Annotated in this window: 23 protein-coding genes; 7 read left to right on the top strand and 16 right to left on the bottom strand. The window is 59.2% G+C overall.

Annotation, left to right across the window (positions count from 1 at the left end; genetic code table 11):
* Positions 1 to 34: 34 nt before the first annotated feature.
* Genes AB7M22_RS22510 through AB7M22_RS22500 form a run of 3 tightly spaced genes read left to right on the top strand, consistent with a single transcriptional unit; the run spans position 35 to position 3,188 of the window.
* The gene (locus AB7M22_RS22510; RefSeq protein ID WP_454187826.1) at positions 35 to 1,255 is read left to right on the top strand and encodes a benzoate/H(+) symporter BenE family transporter; all 1,221 of its coding nucleotides are present in this window, start codon (positions 35 to 37) and stop codon (positions 1,253 to 1,255) included.
* A gap of 17 nt (positions 1,256 to 1,272) precedes the next feature.
* Positions 1,273 to 2,541, top strand: coding sequence for an OprD family porin (locus AB7M22_RS22505; protein WP_454187825.1), 1,269 nt, complete (start codon positions 1,273 to 1,275; stop codon positions 2,539 to 2,541).
* Positions 2,526 to 3,188, top strand: a complete 663-nt coding sequence (locus AB7M22_RS22500) for a methyl-accepting chemotaxis protein (RefSeq protein ID WP_454187824.1) — start codon at positions 2,526 to 2,528, stop codon at positions 3,186 to 3,188. Before AB7M22_RS22505 ends, AB7M22_RS22500 begins: the two co-directional genes overlap by 16 nt.
* Before the next feature lie 19 nt (positions 3,189 to 3,207).
* Here the strand turns inward: AB7M22_RS22500 and AB7M22_RS22495 are convergent, their stop codons facing one another.
* Positions 3,208 to 3,450 carry a DUF2790 domain-containing protein gene (locus AB7M22_RS22495; protein WP_454187823.1) on the bottom strand — a complete coding sequence of 81 codons (243 nt, stop codon included), beginning with the start codon at positions 3,448 to 3,450 and terminating at the stop codon, positions 3,208 to 3,210.
* Positions 3,451 to 4,369: 919 nt separating this feature from the next.
* On the opposite strand from AB7M22_RS22495, the gene AB7M22_RS22490 reads away from it, so the two are divergent.
* Both AB7M22_RS22490 and AB7M22_RS22485 read left to right on the top strand, forming a co-directional pair.
* Positions 4,370 to 5,059, top strand: coding sequence for an energy-coupling factor ABC transporter permease (locus AB7M22_RS22490; protein WP_454187822.1), 690 nt, complete (start codon positions 4,370 to 4,372; stop codon positions 5,057 to 5,059).
* A 63-nt stretch (positions 5,060 to 5,122) separates the two neighbouring features.
* Positions 5,123 to 5,338 (top strand): hypothetical protein, encoded by a 216-nt coding sequence (locus AB7M22_RS22485; protein WP_008015127.1) that lies wholly within the window; start codon positions 5,123 to 5,125, stop codon positions 5,336 to 5,338.
* A 9-nt stretch (positions 5,339 to 5,347) separates the two neighbouring features.
* On the opposite strand, the gene yacG is transcribed toward AB7M22_RS22485, so the two are convergent.
* The 5 genes from yacG to pilB are packed head-to-tail and all read right to left on the bottom strand — an operon-like array spanning position 5,348 to position 9,959.
* A complete protein-coding gene (gene yacG / locus AB7M22_RS22480; protein WP_008015124.1) occupies positions 5,348 to 5,548 on the bottom strand; it encodes a DNA gyrase inhibitor YacG in 201 nt (66 codons plus the stop codon).
* A complete protein-coding gene (gene coaE, locus AB7M22_RS22475) occupies positions 5,545 to 6,168 on the bottom strand; it encodes a dephospho-CoA kinase (RefSeq protein WP_008015123.1) in 624 nt (207 codons plus the stop codon). The genes yacG and coaE overlap by 4 nt, the downstream gene beginning before the upstream one ends.
* On the bottom strand, positions 6,165 to 7,037 hold the full coding sequence (locus tag AB7M22_RS22470) for a prepilin peptidase (protein ID WP_454187821.1): 873 nt from the start codon (positions 7,035 to 7,037) through the stop codon (positions 6,165 to 6,167). The genes coaE and AB7M22_RS22470 overlap by 4 nt, the downstream gene beginning before the upstream one ends.
* A 1-nt stretch (position 7,038) precedes the next feature.
* Positions 7,039 to 8,256, bottom strand: coding sequence for a type II secretion system F family protein (locus AB7M22_RS22465; RefSeq protein ID WP_454187820.1), 1,218 nt, complete (start codon positions 8,254 to 8,256; stop codon positions 7,039 to 7,041).
* 2 nt (positions 8,257 to 8,258) lie between these two features.
* Positions 8,259 to 9,959: a type IV-A pilus assembly ATPase PilB gene (pilB, locus tag AB7M22_RS22460; protein ID WP_454187819.1), complete on the bottom strand. Its 1,701-nt coding sequence runs from the start codon at positions 9,957 to 9,959 to the stop codon at positions 8,259 to 8,261.
* Between the two features lie 226 nt (positions 9,960 to 10,185).
* Between pilB and AB7M22_RS22455 the strand changes: the two genes are divergently transcribed.
* Together AB7M22_RS22455 and AB7M22_RS22450 are read left to right on the top strand one after the other, a co-directional pair.
* Positions 10,186 to 10,599 (top strand): pilin, encoded by a 414-nt coding sequence (locus AB7M22_RS22455; protein ID WP_008015115.1) that lies wholly within the window; start codon positions 10,186 to 10,188, stop codon positions 10,597 to 10,599.
* Positions 10,600 to 10,919: 320 nt separating this feature from the next.
* The gene (locus AB7M22_RS22450) at positions 10,920 to 11,276 is read left to right on the top strand and encodes a BON domain-containing protein (RefSeq protein ID WP_454187818.1); all 357 of its coding nucleotides are present in this window, start codon (positions 10,920 to 10,922) and stop codon (positions 11,274 to 11,276) included.
* A gap of 275 nt (positions 11,277 to 11,551) precedes the next feature.
* On the opposite strand, the gene AB7M22_RS22445 is transcribed toward AB7M22_RS22450, so the two are convergent.
* The 10 genes from AB7M22_RS22445 to AB7M22_RS22400 all read right to left on the bottom strand — a co-directional run bounded on the left by AB7M22_RS22445 (position 11,552) and on the right by AB7M22_RS22400 (position 24,596).
* Positions 11,552 to 11,848, bottom strand: coding sequence for a DUF2845 domain-containing protein (locus AB7M22_RS22445; protein ID WP_008015113.1), 297 nt, complete (start codon positions 11,846 to 11,848; stop codon positions 11,552 to 11,554).
* Entirely contained in the window at positions 11,848 to 14,835 is a 2,988-nt protein-coding gene (locus tag AB7M22_RS22440; RefSeq protein ID WP_454187817.1) for a DUF748 domain-containing protein, read from the bottom strand. The genes AB7M22_RS22445 and AB7M22_RS22440 overlap by 1 nt, the downstream gene beginning before the upstream one ends.
* 61 nt (positions 14,836 to 14,896) lie before the next feature.
* Positions 14,897 to 15,913 carry a class I SAM-dependent rRNA methyltransferase gene (locus tag AB7M22_RS22435; protein WP_454187816.1) on the bottom strand — a complete coding sequence of 339 codons (1,017 nt, stop codon included), beginning with the start codon at positions 15,911 to 15,913 and terminating at the stop codon, positions 14,897 to 14,899.
* A 162-nt stretch (positions 15,914 to 16,075) separates the two neighbouring features.
* Positions 16,076 to 18,013, bottom strand: a complete 1,938-nt coding sequence (gene acs / locus AB7M22_RS22430) for an acetate--CoA ligase (RefSeq protein ID WP_454187815.1) — start codon at positions 18,011 to 18,013, stop codon at positions 16,076 to 16,078.
* Positions 18,014 to 18,200: 187 nt separating this feature from the next.
* On the bottom strand, positions 18,201 to 19,865 hold the full coding sequence (pgi, locus tag AB7M22_RS22425; protein ID WP_008015103.1) for a glucose-6-phosphate isomerase: 1,665 nt from the start codon (positions 19,863 to 19,865) through the stop codon (positions 18,201 to 18,203).
* 231 nt (positions 19,866 to 20,096) lie between these two features.
* Positions 20,097 to 20,477 carry an aspartate 1-decarboxylase gene (gene panD, locus AB7M22_RS22420; protein WP_008015102.1) on the bottom strand — a complete coding sequence of 127 codons (381 nt, stop codon included), beginning with the start codon at positions 20,475 to 20,477 and terminating at the stop codon, positions 20,097 to 20,099.
* Positions 20,478 to 20,672: 195 nt separating this feature from the next.
* A complete protein-coding gene (gene panC, locus AB7M22_RS22415; protein WP_454187814.1) occupies positions 20,673 to 21,533 on the bottom strand; it encodes a pantoate--beta-alanine ligase in 861 nt (286 codons plus the stop codon).
* The gene (panB, locus tag AB7M22_RS22410) at positions 21,530 to 22,330 is read right to left on the bottom strand and encodes a 3-methyl-2-oxobutanoate hydroxymethyltransferase (RefSeq protein WP_008015100.1); all 801 of its coding nucleotides are present in this window, start codon (positions 22,328 to 22,330) and stop codon (positions 21,530 to 21,532) included. Before panB ends, panC begins: the two co-directional genes overlap by 4 nt.
* A 376-nt stretch (positions 22,331 to 22,706) precedes the next feature.
* Positions 22,707 to 23,192 (bottom strand): 2-amino-4-hydroxy-6-hydroxymethyldihydropteridine diphosphokinase, encoded by a 486-nt coding sequence (folK, locus tag AB7M22_RS22405; protein ID WP_454187813.1) that lies wholly within the window; start codon positions 23,190 to 23,192, stop codon positions 22,707 to 22,709.
* Positions 23,193 to 23,195: 3 nt separating this feature from the next.
* The gene (locus tag AB7M22_RS22400; protein ID WP_008068509.1) at positions 23,196 to 24,596 is read right to left on the bottom strand and encodes a polynucleotide adenylyltransferase PcnB; all 1,401 of its coding nucleotides are present in this window, start codon (positions 24,594 to 24,596) and stop codon (positions 23,196 to 23,198) included.
* Positions 24,597 to 25,394 lie beyond the last annotated feature (798 nt).

Below are 25,394 nucleotides of genomic sequence, written 5' to 3'. Positions count from 1 at the left end.
ACGGATCGCCTGACGAGTCTTGCGGCGAGGTTTCATGAAAGCGTTATTCCAGGACTTTTCCCTGTCTGCTGCCGTCGCCGGATTTATCGCCACGGTGATTTCCTACGCAGGTCCCTTGGTGATCATCTTTCAGGCCGCCGAGACCGCGCACCTCTCGCGGGAAGTGCTGTCGTCCTGGGTCTGGGCGATTTCCATCGGCAGCGCCGTGCTCGGTATCGGTTTGAGCCTGCGTTATCGCGTCCCGGTGATCATCGCGTGGTCGGCACCGGGCTCGGCGTTGCTGGTGGCCCTGTTGCCGGGGATCTCCATGCCGGAGGCGGTGGGCGCTTATCTGGTCAGCAGCCTGATTATCTTTCTGGTCGGGGTATCGGGGGCGTTTGACCGGATCATCGGCAAACTGCCCGCGGCGATTGCGGCGGCGATGCTGGCGGGGATTCTGTTCAGCTTCGGCACCGGGTTGTTCGTCTCGTTGCAAGGCAAGCCGCTGCTGGTGCTGGCAATGTTTGCCACGTACCTGATCTGCAAGCGGGTGATGCCGCGCTATGCGGTGTTGATGGTGCTGCTGGTGGGCTGTTCGATTGCGTTTCTCACCGGTGATTTGCACCGCGAAGCGCTAGTGATCGGTTTGGCCACGCCCATGTGGATCACCCCCGCGTTCAGCCTGAGTGCGACGCTGAATGTCGCCTTGCCGCTGGTGATGGTGGCGCTGACCGGCCAGTTTGTTCCCGGCATGGCGGTGCTGCGCGCCAGCGGTTACCCAACGCCGGCCGGCCCGATTATCGCCAGCAGCGCGTTGGGCACTGCGCTGTTGGCACCGTTCGGTTGTCACGGGTTGAATCTGGCGGCGATTACCGCCGCCATTTGTACCGGTCGCGAGGCCCATGAAAATCCGCGCAAACGCTATGTGGCCGGAGTCGTGGGCGGGCTGTGTTACCTGGTGCTGGGGATCTTCGGTGCCACGCTGGTTTCGTTGTTTTCGGCGTTCCCCAGGGAACTGATCGCGGCCCTGGCCGGGCTGGCGCTGTTCGCCGCGATAGCCGGGGCGCTGGCCGGCGCAATGGCCGTACCGAGTGATCGCGAAGCCGCGCTGGTGACCTTTCTCACCACCGCCTCGGGCATGTCGTTGTTTGGTTTGTCCGCCGCTTTTTGGGGGCTGATTTTCGGCATGGTCACGCACTTGTTGTTAAACGCCCGTCGTCCCGTTCCCCGCAGCAAATCCGCTGCGGTTGAAGTACTTCAACCTGTCGATCAATAAAAATAAGAGAAAAAAAGATGAAACAGATTTTTCCAGCAACCGGTTCAGTGTTGTCCCTGGCGGTCGTCTCGGGTTTTTCCAGTGGCGTGATGGCCGCCGAGGGCGGCTTCATTGAAGACACCACGGCCACCTTGCAGGCGCGTAACTACTACTTCAGTCGGGACTTCTCGGACATCGTCGGGGCCAATCAACAGTCGAAGGCCGAAGAGTGGGCGCAGGGTTTCATCCTCAACGTCAAATCCGGTTATACCCAGGGCCCGGTCGGTTTTGGTGTGGATGTCATCGGCCTGCTCGGTCTCAAGCTCGACAGCAGTCCGGACCGGGTCAATACCGGTTTGCTGCCGGTGCACGATGACGGGCGCGCGGCAAATGATTACAGCCGTCTGGAAGGTGCGCTGAAGATGCGTTACTCCAAGACCGAGCTGAAAGTGGGTGAGTTGCAACCCAACCTGCCGGTGCTGGCCTTCAGCGATATCCGTCTGCTGCCGCCCAGCTATCAGGGCGCAAGCATCAGCTCCAGTGAAATCGATGGCCTGACCTTGCAAGGCGGCCACTTGAATTCGACCAGCCTGCGCAACGAGGCCGGCGACGAAAAGATGCAAGCCATGCTCGGTCATGTTCCGCAGCGTCAGGTCAGCAGCGATGGTTTCAACTTTGCTGGCGCCGACTACGCCTTCAATGACAAACGCAGTTCGGTCAGTGCCTGGTTCGGGCAACTGGAAGATATCTACAACCAGCGCTTTCTCGGCCTCAAACACAGCCAGCCGATGGGCGACTGGACCTTGGGAGCCAACCTCGGCTACTACGATTCGCGCGAAGACGGCAAAAAATTGCTGGGCAATATCGACAACCAGGCGTTCTTCTCCTTGCTGTCGGCCAAACGCGGCGGCCACACGTTTTATGTCGGCTATCAGGGCATGTTCGGCGACAGCGCCTTCCCACGAGTCTTTGCCAACATCTCGCCACTGGGCAATGAAGTGCCGACCTACGAGTTCGCCTACACCGACGAACGCTCCTGGCAGGCACGTTACGACTACGACTTCGCGGCCCTCGGCATGCCCGGCCTGACCAGTACCGTGCGCTACATCACCGGCAATAACGTCGACACCGGCAAGGGCTTTGAAGGCAAGGACCGCGAGCGCGATCTGGATATCGGTTATGTGCTGCAGAGCGGCAGTCTCAAAGGCCTCGGTATCCGTGTTCGCAATGTGATGGCGCGTTCCAACTACCGCAGCGATATCGACGAAAACCGCTTGATCCTCAGCTACACATGGAAGCTGCTATGAGCATTGAGCAAGTACAACGACCTCATCCATTTGGCGCCGTGTCCGTGACGCTGGAGAAACTGACCGAGTCCGTCCTGCAAACCGAGGAGGATATGCGCTTCGCCAATCAGCTGGCGCGCACGGCAGGCGAACGGGTGAAGGCGAGTGCGTTGAGCATGCAGTCGTCGGCCAGCGTGCTGGATGATCTGAACCTCTACATGCAGCGTCTGGATCAAGTGTTCGACGAGCTTGGCAGGCAATCGATGCGAATCGGCGCAATCGTCGGCAGCATTCAGGACATTTCCCGTCAGACCAACCTGTTGGCATTGAACGCAGCTATTGAGGCGGCAAGGGCGGGCAGCCATGGCCGAGGGTTTGCGGTGGTGGCGGATGAGGTGCGCAATCTCTCGCGTCAGGCCGCGGATTCCAGTGCACAAATCAGGCAAATCGCGACGGGGCTGGAGCAGTCCGCCGAAAACGCGCGCCAGGGTCTGCAGCAGTTGTCCGGTTCAACCCGGCTGGGCCTGGAAAAGGCCAAAGTGGCCCTGCACTCGATGGGCGAGCTGCAAAGCGGCGCGGTGGCCAGGGTGGAGGTGGTCGAGCGCATCATGGCGCGCTTGGCCGGTTTGCACGATCTGGCCTTGCAGGCGAAACGGATGATCGTGTGAGTCGTGCTGTGCGCCCGTGTCACAGGTTGCTGGTGCAGTCACCCATGACTTCGTACGTCACGCGATGGGTCTGGCCCTGATGATCGACATATTCCATGGTCGCAGGCACAACCCCGCAGGCGGTTGCGGTGTTCGTCACTGACACCACCTTGGCGATGTCCAGCGGCTGCGCCGGGTTGTACGAGGTGGCGGCTGGCGCGTTGCCGGCGGCCAGGGCCGAGGTGGCGGCGAGGGTCAGAAACAGGCTGATCAAGGTTTTCATTTTTCCGTACTCCGTGTTGATTCCGATGTCTCAATTTTAGGCTTTGTCCGTGGGTGATAAAGGGGGCTGGGTCTGATTCAGCTTTGCAGGAAATGTAACAATCGCTGGTTCTTTTTGATCGGGTACATATCCGTTTCTGCGGTAGCGGCGGCTGGCGGTTTCGCTCTTACAGCGAGTCACTTTGGAAAAGCCCCAAAGTAACCAAAGGGCTCTTGCCCCTTTCGTTCGGTGCCTCGCCTAGGCTCGGCATGCCCTTGCTCCGGTCCTGCTCCGTGGGCCCGCCGCCATCGGCCATCCATGGCCGGGGGCGGCTAACCCGGCATCCATGCCGGGTTGCCCACTGCGCAGAACCTCCGCTCGGCCTCTCGAGGGGGCGGTGCGTCAAGATCAAAAGCTGCAGGCGAGCTAACGCTCGGCCTGTTGAGTGGTGAAAAGCGCAGTGGTACGCAGATCCATTGTGGGAGCGGGCTTGCTCGCGAAGCAGTTGATCTTGCCGTTGCTTTGGCTTTGGCTTTGGCTTTTGATCTTGATCTTGATCTGTTGCCCCTTTCCCAGAGGCCGAACGCAGGCATTGCGCAGGGGGCACCGCGGCATGGATGCCGCGGTAGCCGCCCCCGGCCATGGATGGCCGATGGCGGCGGGCCCCCGGAGCAATGCCGGAGTGAGGGCATGCCGAGCCTAAGCGAGGCACCGAATGGCGGGGCAAAGCGCTTTGGTTACTTTCGCGCTTTTCGAAAGTGACCCGCCGTAAGGGCGGAACCCTAGGTGGCCGTTACCGCAGAAATGGATATGTACCCAATCGTGGAGCGCCCCCGGGGCCGGTACAAATGTGTATACCAGCCCGAAGTCGAAGGGAGTAAAGGGCGGTGTAGACTGATCGCCTGTTCTCTTTCGGCAAGACAAGGGAGTGTGCCCAGCCATGATCGGTGCCGAGTTACTGTCATCCGAAACCCTGACGGTGGGGTGGCTGATCTATGTGCCAGTGCTGATCTGGGCCATTGCGCGAGCCCCCTGGGTCGAACTGTTCAGCGATAGCCGCCGCCAGCATCTGTTGTTCGGCACGGTGTTCGCGCTGTTTATGCTCTGGCTGGTGCGACGGGACTTCGACACCGGCGTGTCCTATCACTTCATCGGCATGACGGCGGTGACGTTACTGCTGGATTGGCCGTTGGCGATTGTCGGCGGGTTGGTCGCGCAAGCGGGATTGGTGCTGCTCGGTCGGCAGGACATGACGGCCATGGGGGTCAACGGCGCGCTGCTGATTCTGCTGCCGGTGCTGGTCACCGAGTGCTGCGCTATCCTGGTCGAACGCGCGCAGCCGCGTAATCCCTTTGTGTACATCTTCTGTTCCGGTTTTTTTGCCGCTGCGTTGTCGGCCCTGTTTTGCCTGATTCTGGCGCTCACGCTGCTGTGGTACGACGAACGTTTCGCCATGCCGTATTGGCTGGAAGATTTTGTCGGCTATCTGTGGCTGCTCATCTTCCCCGAAGCGTTTATCAACGGCATGGTGGTCAGCGCATTGGTGGTGTTCTGCCCCGAATGGCTGGAGACGTTCAATCGCACGCGCTACCTTTCAGCGCCCTGGAAGGACGACGATCCCAAATCTTGATCCACATCAAATCCAAAAAACGTTGCCGAATCCATGCTCTGGAAAACCTTCAGGAGTATGGAAATGAGTGTCTACGAATGGGCCAGGCAGGAGTTGCGTCAGAGTCTGGATGTGGCGCAAGAGGTGGGCTTCGATCCGGGATTGAGCCTGCGCGCCTTGCTCAGTGCGGTGGTGCAGCAGAGCAAGGCGGTACGCAATGTCGAAGACCTGGCCGATGAGTTGCGGTTTCTCGCCGAGAACCTCGATGAGGGCCAGGACTATGGCTTTATGCGGCCCTGAGGGGCGGGATCAGTGGCGCGGGTCGAAGTCGCCGCTGAACATCTCGTCCTCGGCATCGGGAGGCACCGGGATCTTGTGTTCTTCCGACGCCCAGGCGCCCAGGTCGATCAGTTTGCAACGGTCCGAACAGAATGGCCGGAACTTGCTTTCGGGGCTCCATTCGACAGGGGCGCCGCAGGTTGGGCAATCGACGGTTGGGGTTTGGCTCATGACTGGCCTCCACGCAAAGTAAGGTAAAAGTGATGCAGGCGTTCGACCTCGCTGTGCAGCCAGGCGAGGTCGCGGTCGTTGACCACCACATCGTCGGCATGGTTCACGCGGTCCTGTCGGCTGGACTGGGCCTTGAGGATCGCCTGGACCTGCTGTTCGCTGGTCTGGTCACGCTGCAGGGTGCGTTCGATCTGTAACTGTTCCGGGGCATCGATCACCAGGACCCGTTGGGTCATGGCGTACTGCCCGGACTCGATCAGCAGCGGCGAAACCAGAATCGCGTAAGACGATTGTGCCTTGGCCAGATGGTGGACGATTTCTTCGGCGATCAGCGGATGCAGCAGTGCTTCGAGCCAGCGGCGTTCATCCGGCACTTCGAAGATCAGCTTGCGCAGCGCCGCGCGATCCAGTTGGCCGTCGGCTTGCAGCACGCCGGGGCCAAAGTGCTCGGCGATCTTCGCCAGTGCCGGGCGACCGGGTTCGACCACCCAGCGAGCCGCATGATCGGCGTCTACCACGTGCACGCCCAGATCGATGAAGTGCTGGGCGGCCGCGCTTTTGCCGCTGCCGATGCCGCCAGTCAGGCCGAGAATCCAGGGTTTTTCCACAGGGGTATTCATTTCAAACCGACAAACAGCCAATAGAAGCCGGTTATTTGACCACCCCAGAGCAAGGCAATCCAGCCGGCAATCGCCAGATAGGGGCCAAAGGGCAGCGGAGTCGAGGTTTGCGCATCCCGCAGGCGCAGCAAAATCACCCCGATGACGGCGCCCAGCAGCGATGACAGCAGGATGGTCAGCGGCAGGATCTGCCAGCCGCCCCAGGCGCCGAGCATCGCCAAGAGCTTGAAGTCACCGTAGCCGATGCCGTCCTTGCCGGTGATCAGCTTGAACAGCCAGAACACCGTCCACAGCGCCATGTAGCCGGCCACCGCGCCCCAAAGCGCGTCATGCAATGAGACGAAAAGCCCGAAACTGTTGACGATCAATCCCAGCCATATCAACGGCAGCACCAGCACGTCCGGCAACAGCTGGTGTTCGGCGTCGATCAGGCTCATCGCCAACAGGCCCCAGCTCAGGACCAGCACCATGCAGGCCTGCCAGCCGAAACCGAAATGCCAGGCGACGAACGCCGACAGCACGCCGCAGGCCAGTTCGGTCAGCGGGTAACGTTTGCTGATCGGCGTCGCGCAGTTCGAGCATCGCCCACGTAAAAACAGATAACTGAGCACGGGAATGTTTTCCCACGCTCGAATCCGATGGCCACAGTCGGGGCACTCGGAGTGAGGCAGTATCAGGTTGTAAGCCGGGCCAGGGGCTTCGGGTGGCAAATCCAGTACGTCATGGGCCTGCAGGCGCCATTCACGCTCAAGCATTTTCGGCAGGCGCCAGACCACCACGTTGAGAAAACTGCCGATTACCAAGCCGATCACCAATGCGGTGATCGTGAAGGCCAGCGGGTTGAGACTCAAAAAATCGTTCAAGGACATATCAGATCGCTGAGCCGAGTTGGAAGATGGGCAGGTACATCGCAACCACCAGGCCGCCGACGATAACCCCCAGCACTACCATGATGAAAGGCTCCATCAGACTGGTCAGGTTATCGACCATGTTATCGACCTCGTCCTCATAGAAGCTCGCGACCTTGTCGAGCATGTCGTCCAGTGCGCCAGACTCTTCGCCGATGGCCGTCATCTGGATCGCCATGTTCGGAAAGATACCGGAGGTGCGCATGGCAAAATTCAACTGCATGCCGGTGGAAACATCCTGCTTGATGCGTAATACCGCTCGCTTGAACACGATGTTGCCGGTCGCGCCCGCCACTGAATCCAGGGCTTCGACCAGTGGCACCCCGGCGGCAAACGTCGTCGACAAGGTGCGGGCATAACGGGCCACGGCGGACTTGTACATGAGCGCGCCAACCAACGGCAGTTTCAGCAGCCAGGTGTCCATCCGGTCCCGGAACCCCGGGGACTTTTTAAAGGCGTGACGTACGCCGAAGATCGCCGCACCCAGCATGCCGAGCATCATCCACCACCAGGCCTGCATGAATTCCGACAAGCCGATGACCATCACGGTGAATGCCGGCAGCTCGGCGCCAAACCCCGAGAACACCGACTCGAATTGCGGCACAACCTTGACCAGCAGAATCCCGGTCACAATGATCGCGACGAACACCACCGCCAGCGGGTAGGTCATGGCTTTCTTGATCTTGGCCTTGAGGCTTTCGCTCTTTTCCTTGTAGGTCGCCACCCGTTCCAGCAGGGTATCCAGGGCGCCGGCCTGTTCGCCGGCATCCACCAGGTTGCAGTACAGCTCATCGAAATATTGGGGCTTTTTGCGCAGGGCTGCGGCGAAGCTGTTGCCGGCCGCGACTTCCTGTTTCACTTCGTCCACCAGCTTGCGCACGTTCGGGTTATCGAAGCCCTCACCGATAATGTCGAACGATTGCAGCAGTGGTACACCGGCTTTCATCATGGTCGCCATCTGCCGGGTGAACAGGGCAATGTCCAGGGGCTTGATGCGTTTGCCGGCACTGAAAATGGACGCGGTTTTTTTCCGCACCTTGCCCGGGTTGATCCCTTGCTTGCGCAACTGGGCCTTGATCAGCGCGGGATTTTGGCCGGTCAACTCACCGGTCATTTTTGAGCCCTTCTTGTCCGTGCCTTCCCAGGCATATACGCTGATTTTCGCTGCTTTGGCCGCCATGTTCAGTCCTTCGTGACCCGGTTGATTTCTTCAAGGCTGGTGATGCCTTGCATGGCCTTGAGCAGGCCCGAAGTACGCAGGTCGTTGAAGCCGTCCTTACGCATCTGGATGTCGATTTCCAGTGAATTGCCTTCGGCCATGATCAGCCGTTGCAGTTCTGGGGTGTTCTTTACCACTTCATAAATCCCTACTCGCCCTTTGTAACCGTTGTTGCACTGATCGCAACCGACCGGTTCATAGATCGTGAACGAGCCGATGCGTTCCTCGGGAAAGCCTTCTTTGATCAGCGCCTCGCGGGGAATCTCGATGGGTTTTTTGCAATGACTGCACAGTTTGCGCGCCAGGCGCTGGGCGATGATCAGGCTGACCGAGGTCGCGATGTTGAACCCCTGAATCCCCATGTTGTGCAAGCGGGTCAGGGTTTGCGCGGCGCTGTTGGTGTGCAGGGTGGAAAGCACCATGTGCCCGGTCTGGGCGGCCTTGATGGCGATTTCGGCGGTTTCGAGGTCGCGGATTTCACCGACCATGATCACGTCCGGGTCCTGACGCAGAAACGAGCGCAGCGCCTGGGCGAAATCCAGTCCTTGCCTGGGATTGACGTTGACCTGGTTGATGCCTTCGATGTTGATTTCTACCGGGTCTTCGGCAGTGGAAATATTGATGTCGACGGTGTTGAGGATGTTCAGCCCGGTATAGAGCGATACGGTCTTGCCCGAGCCGGTGGGGCCGGTCACCAGGATCATTCCCTGTGGCTGCTTTAGGGCTGCCATGTACAGGTCTTTCTGGTCGGGTTCGTAGCCGAGGGCATCGATGCCCATTTGGGCGCTGGACGGGTCGAGGATCCGGATCACCACCTTCTCGCCCCAGAGGGTTGGCAGGATGTTGACCCGGAAATCGATGGACTTGCTTTTGGACAGGCGCATCTTGATTCGCCCGTCCTGGGGTTTGCGCCGTTCGGAGATGTCGAGACTGGCCATGACCTTCAGCCGCGAAGCAATGCGGTTGGCCAGTTGTGTCGGCGGCCTGGCGACCTCCCGCAGCATGCCATCGGTGCGCATCCGCACGCGGTAGATTTTTTCATAGGGCTCGAAATGCAGGTCGGAAGAACCACTCTTGATCGCGTCGAGCAGCATCTTGTGGACGAAGCGCACCACCGGCGCGTCATCGGCGTCTTGCCCCACGAGGACGTCTTGTTTCTGCTCATCGACCGACTCGATGTCCAGCCCGTCGAGGTCGACATCGGCCATGTCTTCCAGGCCGGTGGAGTGGTTGTCGAAGAATTTTTCGATGGCGTCGCTGAGCTTGTCTTCCTCCACCAGAATGGCTTCGGTGCTCAGCCCGGTGCTGAACTGAATGTCGTTGATGGCTTGATGATTGGTCGGGTCGCAAATCCCCACGAACAGCTTGTTACCACGCCGCCAGAGGGGCAGGGCGTGATGCTGACGGATCAACTTCTCGCTGACCAGCCCTCGAGGTTGGGTGTCCTTGTCCAGGCAATTGAGGTCCAGCAAGGCCATACCGAAGTGCTCCGAGGCCACTTCGGCGACTTGCCAGCTCTTCAGTAGTTTGTTTTGCACCAGATAGCTGACCAGCGAGATTCGATTGCGCTGGGCTTGCTGATACGCCTCTTGCGCACTTTGGTCAGTGATCAGCTCGGCCAGCACCAATTGCTTGGCCAGACCGCTAAGGGCAATGTCATTCATTGGGATACCGACGTCAGACAGTTAATGACTTATAGCCTAGTCAAGCAGTGGAACCAAACCAGCCGGGGTTAGGTGACAAAAAGTGTCAGATAGTGCGGATCCTTGGAGCAGGAAAGGTCTTTAGCGCGATCTCGCGCCCCGCAGGCAGGGGCGCGCGCGGCTTGGCATGACCTGTGCTGTGCCTTGTTCAGATCATGAGATTTCGACTCATGCATGGAGCCTGTCTATGAAAAATCAAAATGGTTTTACTCTGATCGAGCTGCTGATCGTGGTTGCGATCATCGGGATTCTGGCGACGTTTGCGTTGCCGCAGTATTCGAAATACCAATCACGGGCGAAGGTCACCGCTGCGGTTGCAGAAATCTCGGCACTGAAGGTGCCTTTCGAAGACGTTATTAATCAAGGCACCGATATTGCCGCCCCCGCCGGGATCGGCGCGACGACCCCCACGGGTAATTGCACGATTACAGCGACAGGTACCGCCTCTACCGGTGTGGGCAGTATTGGTTGCACGATTCTCAACGCACCGGGGCCGGTGCTCGGCAAAACCGTTACGCTTTCGCGTACCCTCGCCGGTGGCTGGACTTGCGCTACGACGGCTCTACAAGAGTACGCACCTAAAGGCTGCACCGGTACCTGATCCATATCACCCGGCATAAACAATGCCCCGCTTCTCACGACGCGGGGCATTTTTTTGTTGGTCATTTGGGGGCGATTTGGATGATCACGAAAACCCCCGACAATTCATGGCCTTAGGCCTGCGCTAAAACCCGCAAGTTGCATGTAGATAATGTCGCAGTCATGCAATTTGCATGATTTCGAAAATCACAGTTTTGTCTAACTTATTGATTTATATCTATTTATTTTTAATCTGACAGTTGGCACAGCGTTCGCACTCTCTCTAGTAACCCTGCTGACAAGACACGCAGCAGACTTTCCAGAAATACAGGAGTTACTCGTATGAAGAAGTTCGCTATCGCTGCCGCTACTGCTACCGCGTTGACCCTGACCATGGCCAACGCTGCATTCGCACAGACCACCCAAGTGACTCAGGCACCCATGATGCTGGCCGCCGGTGAAGTCACTGAAGCGAAAGAGGATGTTTCCGATACCTGGATCACAACCAAAGTCAAAGCAGACCTGGTAACCGAAAAAGGCATCCCAGGCACCGACATCAAAGTCGAAACCAACAAAGGCGTTGTTTCCCTGTCTTCCATGAGCGTTCTGACAGACGCTCAGAAAACAACCGCCGTGGCTATCGCCAAGAAAATCAAAGGCGTCAAAGCGGTATCCGCTGACGGCCTGAAGTCCGAGTAAGACAAGGCTTCTCGCCTGGACCGGGAGAAGGTGCGGTAGACGGGCCGAGTCATACGTCTGCCGCTACTTGAGAGTTCATGCGAAGGCCACAAGGACGTGGCCATTACAGGCCCCGGCATTCGTGTCGGGGCCTGTTCTATTTGCAGCAACGCATCACTTGTAGGAGCGAGGCTTGCCCGCGAAGAACGATTACGCGGTATCCCTGATGGACCGAGGCGGCTGGTTCGCCGGCAAGCCTGGCTCCTACATTAGGGAAGTGGGGCAAGCTCGATTGTTCAATTCCCACGCTTGCTGGTGATTCGAACCAACCGGTTGCCTTCAAAGCGCAGGTACTGGTACATCCCGCTGTTGGGGCCGTAGGTCCATTCCTCGACCTGAAACTCTTCCCGCCGATTGGCGCTGCGTTTGTAGCCCAACAAATCGCGGGCAACGGGCTCTCCGCATTTTTGCAGCACTTCGCCGGACCTGTCCCCGACGCTGATCAATTGACTGCCGCAACGCAAGGTATCGGCCGCCGCTGCCTGGCCGGCAACCAGCAACAGCGCCAGGCTCAGAAGCCAACGTGCGCCCATCACTCGGCATCCAGATGCATGGGCGTGACAACGCGGCCATCGCTTTCTGCCTCACCGAGGCTGGCATCGATGAAGTACACGCGGTCATCGGCCAATTGACCCTTGTCCACCAGATAATCCTTGATGCTGCTGGCCCGTTCTTGCCCCAGTTGACGCAACAGCACCTCGCTGGAACTCCAGAAGCCAATCACGTCTTCACGCATTTTTTTACTGCGTTCTTCCTTGCCCAAGTCCTTCCATTCGGCGGGCGGCTGGGTCTTCAGGCGTGTGCGGTAGATCCCTTCGAGCAGCGGGCCTTTCTCGCTGTCCGGCACTTGCAGTAATGAGGCCTGGGCCGGCACCTTGTCACCGCGACGCTGGAGCATTTTGTAGTAGTTGTACTGGTATTCCCGCTCCAGGCGTTGCTCGGCAATCAGCGGGCCATCGCTGCTCTTGGCGGCGGTGCCTTCGATTTCCAGGCGCAGGGCCGGACGCTCCTTGAGCGCCTGGGACAATTTGACCAGCGCCGCTTCGGCGTCTTTGCTCAGGTCACTTGAACCCGGTGCGAATGCCACGGTGCCCAAGTCTTCCGAACCACCGCCACTGACCAGGCCGCCAATCATTTTGAATGGCGCTGCGGCCGCTTTCACAATCAGGTTGCGCAGGGTCTGCCAGATAATCGGCATGACACTGAACTGCGGGTTGTTCAGGTCGCCGCTCACTGGCAGCTCGATGGAAATCTTGCCGTCGACATCCTTGAGCAAGGCAATCGCCAATTTCAGTGGCAGGCTCACCGCGTCCGGGCTGTCGACCTTTTCACCCAGTTGCAACTGCTCGACCACCACTTTGTTTTCGGCCAGGAGCTGGCCGTTGGTGATCTTGTAATGCAGGTCGAGATTGAGTCGGCCCTTGCGGATACGGTAACCGGCGAACTTGCCGGAGTAGGGCGTCAACGTCGTCAGTTCCACCCGTTTGAAACTGGTGGCGATGTCCAGGCTGGCCATCGGGTCGAACGGGTTGACCGAACCCTTGATGGTCACCGGCGCATAGCGGTCGACCTTGCCTTTGACGTCGACGCTGGCCGGTTTTGCCTGTCGGCTGTCGATGGTGCCGATCTTCCCGTTGAGCTGTTGAACGGCTGTGGCGAAGTTCGGGGTCAGGCTGAAGTCGGCGAAGTTTGCCGAACCGTCATTGATGGCAATGCCGCCAATATGGATACCCAGCGGTTTGTCTTTTCCGGCTGCCGGCTTGGCAGCGACGGTTTTTGCGCCGGCATCGGCCGGTTGCGGGATCAGCAGGTCATCGATGTTGGTGGTGCGGTCATCGTTGATCATGAAGCGTGCATAGGGTTGGAACAGGTTGATCTTGTCGATCGACAAGCTGTCGCCATGCTGATAGTTCAGGCCTTCGAGCACCACCTGTTGCCACTTGAGGAAGTCGCGGGTTTTCAGGGTGTCGAGGGTATGCAGTTGATCGACCTGGGCTTTGCCTGTGACGCTGAACGCCAGCGGCTCGGTGCTTTTCAGGTCGACCGCCAGATCACTGCCCAGCATGCCGCTGCGCAGTTCGAGACGAATGAACGGGTTGATGTAGGACTGGGCGACGCGCAGGTCGATGTCCTTGGTCTGCACGTTCAGTTTGGCGCTGATCGGGGCCAGATTGACCACACCGTCCGCGGTGAGCTTGCCTTGCTTGCCCACGCCGGTGTCGAGCTTGAGGTTGAAAGGTGAGCCATTGAGGCTGTCGAAATTTTGCAGGTCCAGGTTCAGCGGACCCAGCTCCAGCGCCACCGCCGGTTGTGCCTTGCGGTCGGCCAGGTGCACCTGATAATTGCGTAGCTGCACGTCTTTGAGCAGCACCTGCCAAGGCTTGCTCGGCGCGGTCGGTTCAGGCTTCGGCGAATCGGCTGCTGCCGGTGTGCTGGCTGGCTCGGCATTGGCTTTGTTGGCCGCTTTGGACGGCTGACTGGCGAACAGTTTTTGCCAGTCGAGTTGCCCGTCGGCTTCGAGGGCGGCCCAGGTTTCCAGTTTCTGACTGCGGATCTTGCCGACCACCACTTGCTGTTTGGCCAGGTCCACGGTGGTTTCACTGATGTCCAGCCGTTCGAGCTTCGCCAGCGGTCGACCGTCCGGCGTCTTGATGGCAAAGGGCGCAATGCTGACGGCAACGTTGTTCAACAACAGTTCGGTTTCTTTCGCCAGGTTGAGCTTGTAGTCGGTGCTGAGGTTGACGACGCCATTTTCGAGTGCGAGTGGCACAGCGTCGCGCACATAGGGCCAAAAGGATTTCATCTTGCCGTCGGTGATTTTCAGCTTACCTTCGGAGGCGATCGGGATCAGGCTGAAGTTACCGGTCCAGTCGATCTGTCCACCTGCCGGGCCGACGGCCACCAACGTCATGTCGGCGCTGTCTTCGGGCAGGGTGCTGAGGTTCTTCAGTTCGAAGTCGAGTTTGTCGTAGAGGAATTCGATGGGTTCGCTGGGCCGGGCATCCTCGAAATGGACGGAGCCGCTGGCCAGTTTGATTCGCTCCACGCGCAGCGGAAATGGTTTGGCGTCCGGATCGACCGGGGTCGGTTCACTGGCGGGGATTTTGAACAGACCGAGCAGGTTGAGCTTGCCGTCCTTGCCGAAGAGGATTTCGGTCTTGGGTTTGTCCAGTTCGATATCGGACAGGTGCAATGCCTTGGTCCAAAGACTGTCGATCTGCAGGTTGGCGTACAGACGTTCGAAGCCCACTTGCTCCTTGCCCGGCTCGCCGATGACCAAGCCCCAAAGGGTGACTTCAAGGCTGAACGGGTTGAGTTCGATCCGCTGAATCGTCGCGGGTGTCGTGGCGTAGTTGGCCAATTGTTGATTGGCAATCCGCAACGCGATGCCCGGCAAAATCAGAAACCCCAGCAGGCTATAAAGAGCCAGGGCAGTCAACAAGGCGCCGATAGCGCGAATCAATCCTTTGGGCATGTGCGGCTTCATCTGTCGGAATCGGAGTGCCTTGGAGTATGGCATGCGTTTGCGGTTCCGAAGCAACCACGCTTAACAGGATTTATCTGATCATCGGCGTGGATTTTCAGAGCTGCAGGATCAGCGTTTTCAGCGGTGGCTGCTGGTCCATCGACGGGAAATCACCACCCGGTGTCAGCGCTGTCCACTCACGCACCGGGCGCCCGGCCTTCTCTGCGCAGCGCAGAACCTGTTCGCGCCAATCGTCCATGCTGACCTTCGCCAGGTTGTTGCAGCAGATCAGCACGCCATCATCGGCGGTGGTCAGCAGCGCCGGTTTGAGCAGGCTCTGGTAGTCACGCAACAGGTCGACCGTACCAAAGGCACTCTTGGCCCAGGCCGGAGGATCGAGCAATACCAGATCGTACTGACGCGGGTCCAGACGTTGATAGCTCGGCAGTTTCTGGCCCCGACGCTGGCTGATCGGCAGGCCGGCCAATTGACGAATCGCCGGGAAATAATCGGACTGGATGAATTCCATCGTCGGCAATTGCGGGTTGAGCAGACCGTTCTCGCGGCCGACCGCCAGATTGCCTTCGGCAAAGTCCAGGTTGCACACCTCGCTCGCACCACCCGCCGCGGCGCTGAGGCCGACGCCACAGGTGTAGGCAAACAGGTTCAGCACACTTTTGTTTTTGCTGTGCGCCTTGACCCAGCCGCGAGCGTTGCGCAGGTCGAGAAACAGCAACGGATCCTGGCCGGCGTGGCGCCCGCGAACCCGGTAGTTCAGTCCCCATTCGTGACCGATCAAGTCTTGCAGGGCGGCTTCGTCGGCGCGGTAGACGGTGTCTTCGCGGTCGATGCGCGAGTTGCCACGGGAACGGTCGTTGTAGACCAGCAGGGTGTCGAGGCCCAGTTGTTGATTGACGGTCTCGTGCAGTTGCAGCAGGGCGTCGCGCTCCAGCGCCTGATGAAAGCTTTGCACCAACAGTTGCGGGCCGTAGCGGTCGATGGTCAGGCCGCCGGCGCCTTCCTGGCTGCCATGGAACAGGCGATAGCAATCGGTGCCTTGCTGATGCAGCTCGGCGAGCAAATCCTGGCGACGATCAAGGGCGGCGCACAGCGCCTGATTCAAGGAAGACATGCTGGGCGCCTTGCAGGAGGGAATTGGGGGCGCGGGAGTTTAACAGCTTGGACGATGAAGAACCTGTACCTGAACCTGTAGGAGCGAGGCTGCCCGCGAAGACGGCGGCACAGTCAACATTAATGTCGCCTGACACACCGCTTTCGCGGGCAAGCCACGCTCCTACAGGTTCAGGCGTTGATCGATCAGCCCTTGCACCACGCTCGGGTCGGCGAGGGTCGAGGTGTCGCCCAGGCTGTCCAGTTCGTTGCAGGCGATCTTGCGCAGAATTCTTCGCATGATCTTGCCCGAACGGGTTTTCGGCAGGGCCGGCGCCCATTGGATCAAGTCCGGTTTGGCAAAGCTGCCGATTTCCTTGCTGACATGTGCGAGCAATTGTTTCTTCAGTTCGTCATTGGGTTCGGTGCCATTCATGGGCGTGACGAAGGCATAGATGCCCTGGCCTTTGACGTCATGGGGATAACCGACCACGGCGGCCTCGGCGATGCTGTCGTGCAGCACCAGCGCGCTTTCGACTTCGGCCGTGCCGATGCGGTGCCCGGAGACGTTGATCACGTCGTCGATACGCCCGGTGATCCAGTAATCGCCGTCCTCGTCACGACGCGCGCCATCGCCGGTGAAGTAGTAGCCGGGGTAGGGTTTGAAGTAGGTTTCGACCATTCGTTTCGGGTCGCCGTAGACGCTGCGGATCTGCGCCGGCCAGCTGGACTTGATGGCCAGTATGCCGCTGCCAGCGCCTTTGATTTCCTTGCCATGTTCGTCGAGCAATACCGGTTGCACGCCGAACATCGGTTGGGTGGCGCAACCGGGTTTGATCCGTTGGGTGCTGACCAGCGGGCTGAGCATGATGCCGCCGGTTTCGGTCTGCCACCAGGTATCGACAATCGGGCAGCGCTGCTCGCCGACCGTATTGAAATACCACTCCCAGGCTTCCGGGTTGATCGGCTCGCCGACGGTGCCGAGTAACCGCAGGCTCTCGCGGGACGTTTCCTTCAATGGCTCGGGGCCTTCACGCATCAGCGCACGCAACGCGGTCGGAGCGGTGTAGAAGATGTTCACGTGGTGCTTGTCGATCACCTGCCAGAAGCGCGAGGTGCTGGGGTAGCTCGGCACGCCTTCGAAGATCAGAGTGGTCGCCCCGTTGGCCAGCGGCCCGTAGACGATGTAGCTGTGGCCGGTGACCCAGCCGACATCGGCGGTACACCAGAAGACTTCACCGTCGCGATAGTCGAGCACGTACTTGAAGGTCATGGCTGCTTGCAACAGATAGCCGCCGGTGGTGTGCAGCACGCCTTTGGGTTTACCGGTGCTGCCGGAGGTGTAGAGGATGAACAGCGGGTCTTCGGCGTCCATCGGCTCTGGCGGGCAGTCCTCGCTGACGTCGCGCAAAGCCTGGTGGTACCAGATGTCCCGATCGTCGACCCAGTTAACCTGGCCTTGGGTACGTTCGACCACGATCACGGTGTTCACGTCGGGGCAACTTTGCAGCGCTTTGTCGACGTTCTGTTTGAGCGGCACGAATTTACCGCCGCGCACGCCTTGGTCGGCAGTGATCACGGTGCGGCAATCGGCGTCGAGAATCCGGTCACGCAACGAGTCCGGAGAGAAGCCGCCGAACACCACCGAATGAATCGCACCGATTCGCGCGCAGGCGAGCATGGCGTAGGCGGCTTCGGGGATCATCGGCATGTAGATGCACACGCGGTCGCCTTTCTTCACGCCACGGCTTTTGAGCACGTTGGCCAGTCGGCAGACGTTGTGATGGAGTTTTTTGTAGGTGATCTGGGCGGATTCGGCGGGGTCATCGCCTTCCCAGATGATCGCGATTTGATCGCCGCGTTTTTCCAGGTGACGGTCGATGCAGTTGTAACTGACGTTTAACTGTCCACCAGCGAACCAGCTAGCCTCACCGGTTTTCAGGTCATAACGCTGGACGGTTTGCCACGGCGCGCTCCAGTCGAGAAAGCGTGTGGCCTGTTCGGCCCAGAAGGTACTGGGGTGCTCGATGGATTGGCGGTACAGGCGTTGGTAGTCATCTTGACTTAACTGTGCAGCCCGGCGGACGGCATCGGCTTTGGGGAACGTGCTGATATCGAACATGACGGTTCCTTATTCTTGTTACGACAAGTAATAAAGATGCGCCGAGTGGGGAAAGGGTTCAATACCGAGAACAAACACCAACCTATAGGAGCAGAGCTTGCTCGCGAAGCAGGCGCCTCGGTGTATCAAATACCCCGAGTCATCGTTCTTCGCGAGCAAGCTTCGCTCCTACAGGACTGGCGTCAAATCACCCGCGGTGACGACCGCGGAAGTAGTTGATCAAGCCTTGGGTGGAGGCATCGTCGGCCGGGGTTTCTTCACTGCCGACCAGACGGTTGTAGACGCCTTTGCCCAGTTCCTTGCCCAGCTCCACGCCCCACTGGTCGAAGGCATTGATGCCCCAGACCACGCTTTGCACGAAGACTTTGTGTTCGTACATCGCCACCAGTGCGCCAAGACGACGCGGGCTGATACGTTCGACCACCAAGGTGTTGCTCGGACGGTTGCCCGGGATCACCTTGTGCGGCGCGACTTTTTGTACTTCCTCTTCGCTCAAGCCCTTGTCGCGCAGTTCGGCTTCGGCCTCGCCCAGGGTCTTGCCCAGCATCAGCGCCTGGCTTTGCGACAGGCAGTTGGCGTACAGCCACTGGTGGTGGTCGGACACCGGGTTGAAGCTGACGATCGGCACGATAAAGTCAGCCGGAATCAGCTGGGTGCCTTGGTGCAGCAACTGGTGGTAAGCGTGCTGACCGTTGCAACCGACGCCGCCCCAGATCACCGGGCCGGTATCGGTGGACACTGGCGTGCCGTCCTGGCGCACGCTCTTGCCGTTGGATTCCATGTCCAGCTGTTGCAAGTGTTTGGTGATGTTGCGCAGGTAGTGGTCGTACGGCAGGATCGCGTGGCTTTGCGCGCCCCAGAAGTTGCCGTACCAGACGCCGAGCAACGCCAGCAGCACTGGCATGTTCTGTTCGAATGGCGCGCTCTGGAAGTGCTGGTCCATGGTGTAGGCACCGGACAGCAACTCCTTGAAGTTCGACATGCCGATGGCCAGTGCAATCGGCAGACCGATAGCCGACCACAGCGAGTAACGCCCGCCGACCCAGTCCCACATCGGGAAGATGTTTTCTTCGCGAATACCGAACGCCACCGCAGCAGCATTGTTGCTGGAAACGGCGATGAAGTGACGGTACAGCTCGGCTTCCGAACCACCCTGAGCCAGGTACCAGGCGCGTGCGGCCTGGGCGTTCTTCAGGGTTTCGAGGGTGTTGAAGGATTTCGACGAGACGATGAACAGTGTGGTCTCGGCGCGCAGCTTCATGGTCAGTTCGTGGAATTCACTGCCATCGATGTTCGCCAGGTAATGGCAGCGCACGCCTTTCTGGGCGTAGGACAGCAGCGCTTCGGACACCAGCTCAGGGCCGAGGAACGAGCCACCGATGCCGATATTCACCACGTCAGTGATCGGCTTCTCGGTGTAACCGCGCCACAAACCATCGTGGATACGGCCCACGAGGTCGGTGATCTGGTTCAACACTTTGTGTACATCGGGCATCACGTTGACGCCGTTGACCGACAGCTTGTCGCCCACCGGGCGGCGTAGTGCGGTGTGCAGCGCGGGGCGGCCTTCGGAAGAGTTGACGATTTCGCCATCGAACAGCGCTTTGATCGCGCCTTTGAGGTCGACTTCGTTGGCCAGGCCCACCAGCAGATTGCGGGTCTCGGCGTTGATCAGGTTTTTCGAGTAGTCGAGAAACAGGCCGCAGCTGCTAAGGGTGAATTGAGTAAAGCGCTGCGGATCGGCATTAAAGGCTTCGCGCATGCTGAAATCTTGCATGGCTTGGCGGTGGTCATTCAACGCTTGCCAGGCGGGCAGAGCGGTAACGTCATGAGGAGTGCGGTAGTACGCCATCGCTGCGGTTTTCCTTTTTACTTGAACGGCCTTTTGAACACGATAAATCCCGGAGCACTGTGGGTGGGCGTCCGGTCAACTGCGTCGACACGATTTCATGGCGCAGGGCGAATACAGTAAACCTCGCGCTGCAATCTGTCTTGACTTTGTCTGACCTGCTCCCGGTACTTTTTTAACATTTAAACAGGGAGCGGTCCGACAAACGGAAGGCTGACAGGGGCGTCGGCTCGATCAGGCGACCTGAACCGGAATGGCATTGCTGGTGTGGCTCAACTCGTTACCCGGCGCCATGTAGAGCATGCGCGGCTTGAAGTTGAGCAGCTCGGCTTCGTTGTAGTGGGCGTAAGCGCAGATGATCACGCGGTCGCCAACCTTGGCCTTGTGCGCCGCGGCACCGTTGACCGAAATCATGCGCGAACCTTCTTCGCCACGAATCGCGTAGGTGGTGAAGCGTTCGCCGTTGTCGATGTTGTAGATCTGGATCTGTTCGTATTCACGGATGCCGGACAGGTCCAGCCATTCGCCGTCGATGGCGCAAGAACCTTCGTAATCGAGTACTGCATGGGTGACTTCGGCGCGATGCAGCTTGGCCTTGAGCATGATGGCGTGCATGAGTGTTTCCCCAGGTCGGAATCGAACGGCGGGCAGTTTGCCCGAAGGCATGAAGGGCGGCAATACGATGTGGAAATTGACACAGGACCAATGTGGGAGCGGGCTTGCCCGCGATGGCGTACTAACAGTCAACATCTCTGTCGACTGTTAAATCGCTATCGCGGGCAAGCCCGCTCCCACAGGGTTTTGTAGTGTTTATGCGGGGGCGTCGAGGTTCAGATGCAGGTTGTCGATCAACCGCGTCGTGCCCAGGAACGCCGCCACCAGAATCACCAGATCCCGATCTTCGGCCGTCGCCGGACGCAAGGTCAGCGCATGGCGAATTTCCAGATAATCCGCACGCAGGCCAGCGGCTTCGAGCTGCTTGATCTGCTCGTTGATCAACGTCGGGTAATCCCGCTCGCCCTGTTTAATTGCATCGGCAATATGGGTCAGGGTGCGATAGGCCACTGGCGCGACGGCGCGCTGTTCTTCGCTGAGGAAACCATTGCGCGACGACAATGCCAGACCGTCGGCGGCCCGCACGGTGGGTTCGCCGATGATCTGGATCGGCATGTTCAGGTCATGCACCAGGGCGCGAATCACCGCCAGTTGCTGGAAGTCTTTCTGGCCGAAAATCGCCAAATCCGGCTGGACCATGTTGAACAGCTTGCTGACCACGGTCGCCACCCCTTCGAAATGCCCCGGACGGCTGGCGCCGCACAGACCTTCGGAGAGTTGCGGAACGCTGACGCGGGTCTGGCCGGCCATGCCGTCGGGGTACATTTCTTCGACGGTCGGTGCGAACAGCAGATGGCAACCGGCCTGGAGCAGCTTCTCCTGATCGGCGGCCAGGGTCCGCGGGTACTTGTCGAGGTCTTCGCCGGCACCAAATTGCAGCGGATTGACGAAAATGCTCGCGACCACGAAATCCACCCGTTGGGTGGCTTTGGTAATCAGCGCGATATGCCCGCTGTGCAGGTTGCCCATGGTCGGCACAAAGCCGATGCGCTTGCCTTCGCTACGGGCACGGGCCACGGCGGCCCGCAGTTCGCGTACGGTTTTTACGGTGTTCATGCAGAGAATCCGTGTTCGATGCCAGGGAAAGTCACCGCTTTGACTTCAGTGACGTAAGCGCTCAAGGCAGCCTGAATGCTGGTTTGGCCGGTCATGAAATTCTTCACGAATTTTGGCACGCGACCGGTAATGGACAAGCCAAGCATGTCGTGCAGGACCAGTACCTGGCCGTCGGTGCCACTGCCGGCGCCGATACCGATTACCGGGATCTTCACCGCCTGGGAGATTTCTTCAGCCAGTTCGCTGGGCACGCATTCGAGCAGCAGCATGGCCGCGCCGGCTTGTTCCAGGGAAATCGCGTCGGCACGCATCTGCCGCGCCTGATTCTCGTTGCGGCCCTGGACTTTATAGCCGCCGAGGATGTTGACCGATTGCGGTGTCAGCCCCATGTGCGCGCACACCGGGATGCCACGTTCGGCCAGCAGACGGATCGAGTCCGCGAGCCACAATGCGCCTTCAACCTTGACCATGTGCGCACCGGCCTGCATCAACAGGGCGCTGTTGGTCATGGTTTGTTCAATGGTGGCGTAGGCCATGAAAGGCAGGTCGGCGAGGATCAGGGCATCGGTGTTGCCGCGTTTGACGGCTGCCACGTGGTAGGCCATTTCAGCGGTGGTTACCGGCAGCGTGCTGTCGTGACCTTGCAAGACCATGCCGAGGGAGTCGCCCACCAGCAGCACTTCAACCCCGGCCTCATTGCAGGCATGGGCGAAGGTCGCGTCATAGCAGGTCAGCATGGTGATCTTTTCACCTTTCTGCTTGAGGCTCTGGAGCGTGGTCAGGGTGATGGCTGGCATGAAAAAAATCCTCATTACAGGCGCTATGGAAACTACTGCGAGTAACGCGCGTGATTCGTCATTTATACAGGCGCACCTTCTTTCGTGGTGCTTGTAAGGCCTGGATTGCGCCCTTTGGCGCCGCGTTGGCGGCAGCGGGACGCCTATAGTCGTGAGGAGAACCCGGGAAGTCAATTGCGTGTGTTACCGCATTGTTACGCGTGGGGTGTTACCGGCGTTACTGATGCGATTCAGCAGATTTTTGCTGCTGCAAATCTTTGATACGACAGAAACCATTGTGGGAGCGGGCTTGCCCGCGATGGCGGACTATCAGTCAACATTGATGTTGAATGTAAAGTCGCTATCGCGGGCAAGCCCGCTCCCACAGGGTTGTTTGTCAATTTTGAGAGAGGCGTTCCAACCCGACGAACGGGCAGGTGGCGAGTAATTCTGTGAGGGTGCGGCCATCGGCCAGACGCAAATCCGCAGGTGCCAGCTCGGCCAACGGATAGAGCACAAAGGCCCGTTCCTGCAGGTGATAGTGGGGAACTTTGAGGCGAGGTTCGTCGATCAATCGATCGCCGAACAGCACGATGTCCAGATCCAGCGTGCGCGGACCCCAGCGTTCAAGGCGCTCGCGGCCTTGGCCGTTCTCGATGGCTTGTAGCGCATCCAGCAGGTCCAGCGGCGCCAGGTGGCTGTCGAGCGCGGCGACCGCGTTGGTGTAACGCGGTTGGCCGGGCAGCAGCGAGTCGCTTTGATAAAACCCGGAAACACCGACCAGTTCGGTTTGCGGCAATTGCGCCAGCGCTGTGACAGCACTGCGCAACTGCTCGGCGGGGTCAGCCAGATTGCTGCCCATGCCGATGTAGATGCGTTCCATGGCTTATTCGCCTGTAGCGCTCGGTGCGCCGGCAGCGCGCTTGCGCTTGGCGCCGCCGCTGCGGCGACGTTTGCGTGGAGCGCCGGTACCGTCGTCCTTGCCGCTGAGGTCGCGGATCATGTCCCGGCGTTCGCTGTCGTTGGCGTCCTGATAGTCGGTCCACCATTCGCCCAGGCCATCGGTCTGCTCACCGGCGCTTTCACGCAGCAGCAGGAAGTCGTAACCGGCGCGGAACCGCGGGTTGTCCAGTAACAGGTCGGCGCGTTTGCCGCTGCGCCGTGGCAGACGCTCCTGCATGTCCCAGATCTCGCGGATCGGCATGGTGAAGCGTTTCGGAATGGCGATGCGCTGGCACTGTTCGGCGATCAACTCGTGAGCGGCTTCCTGCATCGCCGGAATCGGCGGCATGCCGCGTTCTTGCAGGCGCAACACACGGGCCGGCAGGGCAGGCCAGAGCAGGGCGGCAAACAGGAACGCCGGGGTGACCGGTTTGTTCTGCTTGATCCGCAGGTCCGTGTTGATCAGCGCTTCACTGATCAGCGTGTGCGTGTAGGTCGGGTTGTACTCCAACGCTGCCGCACTGGCCGGGAACAGCGGATCGAACAACTGCAGGTCGACCAGCATTTCGAAGGTGTCCGCGGCATAGCCGGAGAGGAACAACTTGAGCACTTCTTCGAACAGACGAGCCGACGGGATCTCGCGCAGCAACGGCGCCAGTTCGCGGATCGGCGTGGCGCTGTGTTTTTCGATGCCGAAATTCAGCTTGGCGGCGAAACGCACGGCCCGCAGCATCCGCACCGGGTCTTCCTGGTAGCGTTGCTTCGGATCGCCGATCAGGCGGATCAGATGATTGCGGATGTCGTGTACGCCGTTGGCGTAGTCGAGAATGCGCTCGCTGACCGGGTCGTAATACAAGGCGTTGATGGTGAAGTCGCGGCGTTGCGCGTCTTCTTCCAGGGTGCCGTAGACGTTGTCGCGCAAAATGCGCCCGCTTTCATTACGAGACGATTGGTTGCTGTCTTCGTCCTCGTCGTTTTGCGGGTGATTGGCGCGGAAGGTCGCGACTTCAATGATTTCGCGGCCAAAGTGGATATGCACCAGTTTGAAACGCCGACCGATGATCCGCGCGTTGCGGAATTCGGCGCGTACCTGTTCAGGCGTGGCGCTGGTGGCGACGTCGAAATCTTTCGGCGTGATGCCGAGCAGCATGTCTCGCACACAGCCGCCGACCAGGTAAGCCTGGTAACCGGCGTTCTGCAGGCGTTCGACGATATTCACCGCGTAACGGCTGAATTGTGCCTTTTGCAGCGAATGTTGGCCGCTGTTGAGCACTTCAGGCGTACTGCGAATGTGTTGCGTATGACGCTTGGGAGAACGGAATGACTGGAACAACTTCTTCAGCATGGGATGCACTGTTTGAAGGAATGTTCGGCCATAACGAAGAATGACCGCATGATGGGCGGGGATTCTAGCATTTAGTCGGGGGATGGTGTAGGAAGCTGCGCAAGCGGTTGAAGGGCATGTCTGGCAGGCATTGGTTCTGTAGCAGCTGCCGCGTGGCGAGGGGGCTTGCCCCAGCACTGGCATGATTTCGGAACGCTCAAGAGCTTGGGGCTGCTTCGCAACCCAGCGGGGGCAAGCCCCCTCGCCACAGGCCAAACGCCAGAAACCACAAGGGGAGCCGAAGCTCCCCAAGAAGTAGTTGCATGCTCTATTTTTATTATTGGTTTCGGGCTTCTTGTTTTTGTTGAGTGCCCTCGCCATGAAGTTTTCCTTCATGACCCTCCCAATCGGGAGCCAAGAGCAAACGGATTGCTTTGGTCGCTGTGTTGCTATGATCGTTCGATCCAACCAGTTCAGGCACTGTCTTGGGACAGTTTTTTATTATTCTCGGCCTGGTCGTGGGGCAAGCCCCAAATGCAACGCCTCTCCAAAAGAATCAGTTAGCTACGCCTCTCGCCGTCTTGTTTTTATTGTGCGTGAGTCGATTCGTCTTATTTTTATTGTCTTGTACATTGCTTGTTATTGTTCTTGTACTGAACATATAGCAGGGTGCGTGCCAACTTTTGTGAAGTCCAGTAAAACAAGGGGTTAGGCGGGCTAATGGTGTTTTTCGAGGCCCAAAAAAACCGGGGCTTCGTTACCGTAAGCCCCGGCTTCTGTTACGCGAAAAAGCTGAGGTAACAGTTTTTTCACAATGTC

This window comes from Pseudomonas sp. ADAK2 TE3594, assembly GCF_053628675.1.
This window is presented reverse-complemented; position numbering and strand designations above follow the sequence as displayed.